The sequence below is a fragment of the Burkholderia sp. E168m15 genome (assembly GCF_016586105.1).
Lineage (GTDB): Bacteria > Pseudomonadota > Gammaproteobacteria > Burkholderiales > Burkholderiaceae > Burkholderia > Burkholderia orbicola.
In genome coordinates, this window is sequence record NZ_BCPO01000179.1 from 1 (window position 1) to 6,292 (window position 6,292).

General features: G+C 68.9%; 7 protein-coding genes and 1 pseudogene. 4 read left to right on the forward strand and 4 right to left on the reverse strand.

What is annotated here, in order from left to right; translation table 11 throughout:
* Positions 1-198: 198 nt before the first annotated feature.
* Positions 199-1,212: a low-specificity L-threonine aldolase gene (gene ltaE, locus JMF86_RS28605; RefSeq protein ID WP_011548947.1), complete on the forward strand. Its 1,014-nt coding sequence runs from the start codon at positions 199-201 to the stop codon at positions 1,210-1,212.
* 104 nt (positions 1,213-1,316) lie between these two features.
* On the opposite strand, the gene JMF86_RS28610 is transcribed toward ltaE, so the two are convergent.
* Both JMF86_RS28610 and JMF86_RS28615 read right to left on the reverse strand, forming a co-directional pair.
* Positions 1,317-1,529 (reverse strand): DUF1059 domain-containing protein, encoded by a 213-nt coding sequence (locus JMF86_RS28610; RefSeq protein ID WP_006480352.1) that lies wholly within the window; start codon positions 1,527-1,529, stop codon positions 1,317-1,319.
* Positions 1,530-1,688: 159 nt separating this feature from the next.
* Complete coding sequence (locus JMF86_RS28615) at positions 1,689-2,594, reverse strand: HTH-type transcriptional regulator ArgP (RefSeq protein ID WP_011548948.1); 906 nt, start codon at positions 2,592-2,594, stop codon at positions 1,689-1,691.
* Positions 2,595-2,881: 287 nt separating this feature from the next.
* On the opposite strand from JMF86_RS28615, the gene JMF86_RS28620 reads away from it, so the two are divergent.
* On the forward strand, positions 2,882-3,952 hold the full coding sequence (locus JMF86_RS28620) for a rhodanese-like domain-containing protein (protein ID WP_011548949.1): 1,071 nt from the start codon (positions 2,882-2,884) through the stop codon (positions 3,950-3,952).
* Positions 3,953-4,078: 126 nt separating this feature from the next.
* Positions 4,079-4,738 (forward strand): glutathione S-transferase family protein, encoded by a 660-nt coding sequence (locus JMF86_RS28625; RefSeq protein ID WP_011548950.1) that lies wholly within the window; start codon positions 4,079-4,081, stop codon positions 4,736-4,738.
* Positions 4,739-4,840: 102 nt separating this feature from the next.
* On the opposite strand, the gene JMF86_RS28630 is transcribed toward JMF86_RS28625, so the two are convergent.
* A complete protein-coding gene (locus JMF86_RS28630) occupies positions 4,841-5,533 on the reverse strand; it encodes a phosphatase PAP2 family protein (RefSeq protein WP_041489512.1) in 693 nt (230 codons plus the stop codon).
* Between JMF86_RS28630 and JMF86_RS28635 the strand changes: the two genes are divergently transcribed.
* Positions 5,492-5,791: a hypothetical protein gene (locus tag JMF86_RS28635; RefSeq protein ID WP_166488162.1), complete on the forward strand. Its 300-nt coding sequence runs from the start codon at positions 5,492-5,494 to the stop codon at positions 5,789-5,791. The two genes, JMF86_RS28630 and JMF86_RS28635, sit on opposite strands and share 42 nt — an antisense overlap.
* 158 nt (positions 5,792-5,949) lie before the next feature.
* Here the strand turns inward: JMF86_RS28635 and JMF86_RS28640 are convergent.
* Positions 5,950-6,292, reverse strand: a pseudogene (locus JMF86_RS28640) (MFS transporter); the annotation flags it as partial.

Genomic DNA, 6,292 nt, shown 5'->3' on the forward strand with positions numbered 1-6,292 from the left:
CGGCGGCGGATACGGCACCGCGCCGCGCGCGGCGCCGCCGATGCCGCCGGCGGGCGTCCAGCCGCCGCCGCCGCGATATTGACGCGCGATCGCGGCGTATCGCTCGGCACATGCCGCGTGAATTGCGTACACTCTGAGTCTCGTTTTCGGCGGGGCCGGGCGCAGGAAGGCCGGCCCGCGTTCACTCAGGGCACAGCGATGATCGATTTACGCAGCGATACCGTGACACGTCCGGGCCAGGCGATGCTGGCCGCCATGACCGCCGCCGAAACCGGCGACGACGTCTGGGGTGACGACCCGACCGTCCTGCGCCTGCAGGCGGTGACGGCCGAGCGGGCCGGCAAGGAAGCCGGCCTGTTCTTCCCGAGCGGCACGCAGAGCAACCTGGCCGCGCTGATGTCGCATTGCGAGCGCGGCGACGAGTACATCGTCGGTCAGCTCGCGCACACCTACAAGTACGAAGGCGGCGGCGCGGCCGTGCTGGGCAGCATCCAGCCGCAACCGATCGAGAACGCGCCGGACGGCACGCTGCCGCTCGCGAAGATCGCCGCGGCGATCAAGCCGCTCGACAATCACTTCGCCCGCACGCGCCTGCTCGCGCTCGAAAACACGATCGGCGGCCAGGTCCTGCCGGAAGGCTATGTGCAGGAAGCCGTTGCGTTCGCGCGCAGCCGTGGGCTGGCCACGCACCTCGACGGCGCGCGCGTGTGCAACGCGGCCGTCGCGTCGGGGCGCCCGATCGCCGAGCTGTGCGCGCCGTTCGACACCGTGTCGATCTGCTTCTCGAAAGGGCTCGGTGCACCGGTGGGCTCGGTGCTGGTCGGCAGCCGTGCGCTGATCGAGCGCGCGCAGCGCTGGCGCAAGGTGCTGGGCGGCGGGATGCGGCAGTCGGGCATTCTCGCGGCGGCATGCCTGTATGCGCTCGATCACAACGTCGAGCGGCTCGCGGACGATCACGCGAACGCCGCGCATCTCGCGGCCGGCCTCGCGCGCATCGACGGCGTGAAGGTGCTGTCGCACGCGACGAACATGGTGTTCGCGCAATTCCCCGAAGCCGATTGCGCGCCGCTCGAGGCGTGGCTGAAGGAACGCGGGATTCTCACGCAGATGCTGTACGCGTCGCGCTTCGTCACGCATTGTGACGTGTCGCGCGCGGACATCGACACGTTCCTCGGCGAGGTCGGCGAGTATTTCTCGCAGCGTCGCGCGTGAAGCGGAATGCGCCGGCCGGCGACGGGCCGGCGCGACGTGGCATGACGCAAGACGCGGAGGGTTGACGCGGCGCGTCGTCGGTCGATCGGTGCCGTGCCGGCGGGTTACGCCTGCCGCGGCGTGTCGGCGGGCGGCGTGCCGTCGTGGAACAGCGATTTCAACTGCGTGCGCAGTTCGGCGCTGTCGGTGTGCTGGTGCACCGAGACCGCGTGTTGCACGGCGGCCTCCAGCAGTTCGTTGTCGGAGTCGGCGGAAATCGCGACCGAGCAATGCATCGCGCTGGGAAACTCGCGGCAATCGATATAGCGGCGGGACATGATGTTCTCCTCACATGAAAGGGAACGGCCGGATCGGGATGATCGGCCGCGCGGCGCGTTCGCGAGGCCGATGGAAAAAGTATAGGCGGCACGGCCGACTTTCTCGTCGGAGTGCGTACCGGGCCGGCCGTGTCGATCGCCGGCGCGACTGCCGGCGCGTTACGGCAACGGTGCGAGCAACCGCCGCGCCGCTTCGACCACCCGTTCGGACAGCGACGCCATCGTCGGTGACTGCACGGTCCACGCGTGCCAGTACAGCGTGACGTCGGTCGGATGCGCGGGCGCGAGATCGACGAGCCCCTGCGCATCGAGCGGCGCGGTGCCGATCAGCGGCTCGGGCACCATCGCGTAGCCGAGCCCGTGCCGCACCGCCGCGAAGTGCGAATGGGTGCCCGGCACGTAATGGCACGGGTACGCGCCGTCCGGCAACCCGAACTTCTCCTTCAGGAACGACGACTGCAGCGTGTCGCGCCGCGAATACGCGACGACGGGCGCGTGGCGCGCGCTCGTGCGGTTCAGCCCACGCGGAAACCAGCGCACCGCGAACGCGGCGGCCGCGAGCAGCCGGTAGCGCATCGTGCCGAGCGGCGTCGCGAGGCAGCCGCGCATCGGCTTCGGCTCGGTCGTCACGCAGCCGACCGCCATCCCGCTTTCGAGCAGCGCGAACGTGTGATCCTGATCCTCGACGATCAGCTCGAACAGGATTCGCTCGCCGGCGAGCACCGACGTCAGCGCGGGCAGGAACCACGTGCCTAGGCTGTCGGCGTTCAGCGCGATCGTGACCGAGATCGGCGATTCGCGCTCGGCCGCGAGCGTGCTCTGCAAGTCGGCCTGCAGCAGCGCGACGCGGCGCAGGTGCTGCAGCACGCGCTGCCCGGCCACCGTCGGGCGGCACGGCCGCGTGCGCAAGACGAGTGGCGTGCCGAGGCTCGCCTCCAGCGCGCGGACCCGCTGCGTGACGGCGGACGCGGTCACGTGCAGGCGCACGGCCGCCTGCTCGAAGCTGCCGGTGTCGGCGACGGCCAGCAGCGCGGCGGCCTGCTTCGGATCGATCGTCATCGACATGTCGGGAGCATTCCTGTGATCGGAGACGAGAACAGGCGGTAGTGTAAGGCAGCGTGCGATGCGGTCCCGGCGCGGCGAATCGTCCCGCGGTGCGCGATTCGTCGTCGGAATCGCGCACCGCGTAGGGGATGCGCGGCGATGCGGGCATTTTGATCTAGGCTATATGAACGTGCGCGACGCCGCCCGCGTGGCGGCGAGGTCGTCATGCCGACGGTGCCCGACGAGGATATGCAGTATGCCGATCCGACTACACCCCACTGAAGAACAAGCGACGGAGCCATAAAGCAATGATCTTCCGGCAACTTTTCGATCCGCAATCGTCGACGTACACGTATCTGCTCGCCGACCCCGCATCGCGCGAGGCGCTGCTGATCGATCCCGTGTTCGAGCAGGTGCGTCGCGACGCGGCGCTGCTCGACGAACTCGGGCTGCGGCTCGTCGCGACCGTCGATACGCACGTGCATGCCGATCACGTGACGGGCGCGTGGCTGCTGAAGCAGCGCACGGGCAGCGCGATCGCGATCTCGGCCGCGAGCGGCGCGCACGGCGCCGACCGCTACCTGAACGACGGCGACCGCTGTGCATTCGGCCCGCGCTACCTGACCGTGCGCGCGACGCCCGGCCACACGAGCGGCTGCATCAGCCTCGTGCTCGACGACGAATCGATGGCGTTCACCGGCGATTGCCTGCTGATCCGCGGTACCGGCCGCACCGACTTCCAGCAGGGCGACCCGCGTGCGCTGTATCGCGCGGTGCACGGCCGGCTCTTCACGCTGCCGGCCGCGTGCCTGCTGTATCCCGCGCACGACTATCGGGGGCTCACGGTGACGAGCGTCGGCGAGGAGCGGCGCTTCAACCCGCGTCTCGGCGGCGATCTCAGCGAAGACGATTTCGCGGGCTACATGCGCAACCTCGGCCTCGCGCATCCGCGCCAGATCGACGTCGCGGTGCCGGCGAACCTGCAGTGCGGCGTCGCCGCGAACGCGCCCGATGCGCAGGCGGCAGCCGACTGGGCGCCGCTCGTCTATACGTTCGCCGGCTTCTGGGAAATCGATCCGCAATGGCTCGAGGATCATCTGCCGGCCGTGCAGGTCGTCGACGTGCGCGAGCCGGACGAATTCGCGGGCCCGCTCGGCCATCTGCCCGGCGCGACGCCGATCCCGCTCGGCGAACTGGCCGCGCGCATCGGCGAAATCGCGCACGACCGGCCGGTGGTGACCGTGTGCCGGGCCGGCGGGCGCTCCGCGCAGGCGACGGTGATCCTGAAGAAGGCCGGCTTCGACGCGGTCGCGAACCTCGGCGGCGGGATGCTGCGCTGGCGCGCCGAAGGGCGTGTCGTGATGGACGGCCGATCGTAGCGGCCCAGGCAGTCCCTCGAAAAAAATGTCGGACCGATGTCGAAACGGCCGGGCGCCGTTCGTCGTCAAGGTATCCGATCACGTGGCGCCGCACGACGTGGCGCCGAAACCCAGAGAGACCCCACGATGATGCCGACGCTTTACGCCCATCCCTTTTCGTCCTACTGCCAGAAGGTGCTGACCGCGCTGTACGAGAACGGCACGCCGTTCGAGTATCGCGTGCTCGCGCACGACGATCCGAAACCGATGCAGGAACTGACCAGGCTGTGGCCGCTGAAGCGCTTCCCGGTGCTCGTCGATGCGGGCCGCACGGTGATCGAGGCGACGATCATCATCGAGTATCTCGGCCTGAACCATCCGGGCCCCGTGCGCCTGCTGCCCGACGATCCGCGCGCCGCGCTCGAGGTGCGCACGATGGACCGCTTCTTCGACAACTACGTGGCGACGCCGCAGCAGAAGGTCGTGTTCGATGCGCTGCGGCCGGAAGCCGAGCGCGATGCGCGCGGGGTGGCCGATGCGCGTGCGATGCTCGACACGTCGTATGCGTGGCTTGACAAGACGATGGCCGATCGCGAATGGGCGGCCGGCGATCGTTTCAGCCTCGCCGATTGCGGCGCGGCGCCGTTCCTGTTCTACGCGGACTGGACGCACCGGATCGATCCGGCGTTCGCGAACGTGATCGCGTACCGCAAGCGTCTGCTCGCGCGGCCGTCGTTTGCACGCGCGGTCGACGAGGCACGGCCGTATCGTTCGTTCTTTCCGCTTGGCGCGCCCGATCGCGATTGACAGGCGGGGCCGTCGCACAGCGTGCCGCTGCCGCGCATGGCCGGCAGCGTGCGCCGGGGCGACGGAGCGACAGCAGCAGCGGCAGCATCGCGCGGGTGGCCGTCACATCGTGCGCGTGGCCGACTGCGCGAGCGTCAGCAGTTCGTCGAACTGCGTGATCAACTCGAAGCACAGCAGGAACGCGAGCGTATAGGCCGGCGCGGGGAAGCGCCGGATCATCTCCAGCACCTGCGGCGCGAAGCGCGAGCGGATCGCGTCGCGCGTCAGCAGCCACGCGATCGCGATGCCGATCGCCGCGCCCGCGATCAGGTCGGTCGGATAGTGAAAGCCGAGATACGCGCGCGGCAGGCAGATGAACACGACCGAATACAGCAGCGCGACGATGCCGACGCGGCGCGCGATGATGAAGATGCCGGTCGCGATCGCCATCCACAGCATCGCGTGATCGCTCGGAAACGAACTCCATGTCTGCAGCGTTGCCGCACGCAATCCGGCCGACGGAAAGTGCAGGTGGAGGTCGGGGTTGTAGATCGGCCGCACGCGGAATGGCAGCACCTGCGCCAGCACGCGGCCGACGGCGAGCGCGATGAGCCCGCTCGCGACGGTGGCGACGACCAGCTCGCGTTGTCGCTCGCGGGTCGGGCCGGGCTGGAACCACAGCCAGCACAGCACGGGAATGAGCACGAAGCCCTTGAACGTGTAGAGGCCCGCGATCACGCGGATTGTGTGATTCATCAGCGGGCCGAACGTCACATGAGTGAGGAAGACCTGGATCGTGGTGTCGAAATTGTTCATGTCCTGTGCGACCCGGACGGACGCGCAGCGCATGACAGGCGGCCGGCTGGATCGGAAAGCGCGCTCGCACGGAGCGCAATGGGGGGCAAGTATGTCACCCGTTATTTCGAAGAAAATGCGAAAAAATACCGGGATTCCCCTGATGAAGCGGGGCTGGGTGGTGGGGCCGGATGGGGGCGCGCCGTGCGGCGCGGCAAGGCCGAATCGTCCGACGTTTGCGTGCGGGCGTACAGGGCCGCCGGAAAAATATTTGGGTGAACTGGACAATTCGGTATGCCGCCGCGGACCTTGCGCCGGATGAACGATTGCCGTGCTGGCGCGGCGCGAATCTGCCGGGCGGCGCAGCGTCACGCGCACCGATAAAAAAACGGGCAAGCCTCATGGGCTTGCCCGCCGGCGTGACGCGATGCCCGACTTCAGTTGCGCCACACCCGCACGGCGAGCGCGGCCAGCGACGTCGCGACGGCCAGCGCGGTCACCGCATTCCAGCCCAGTTGCGCGAGCAACAAACTGCCGATCGCGGCGCCGGCCGCCATCCCGATGAACATGCCGACGAACAGCACCGCGTTGAGGCGGCTGCGCGACGCGGGATCGATCCGGTAGACGATCGACTGGTGCGCGATCAGCGTCGCCTGCACGCCGAGATCGAAGCCGATCGTCGCGACCGCGAGCAGCACGAGCTGCGCATGCGGCGACATCAGCGGCGCAGCGGCCATCGATGCGAACGACAGCGTCGCGATGCCGATCCCGATGCGCGTG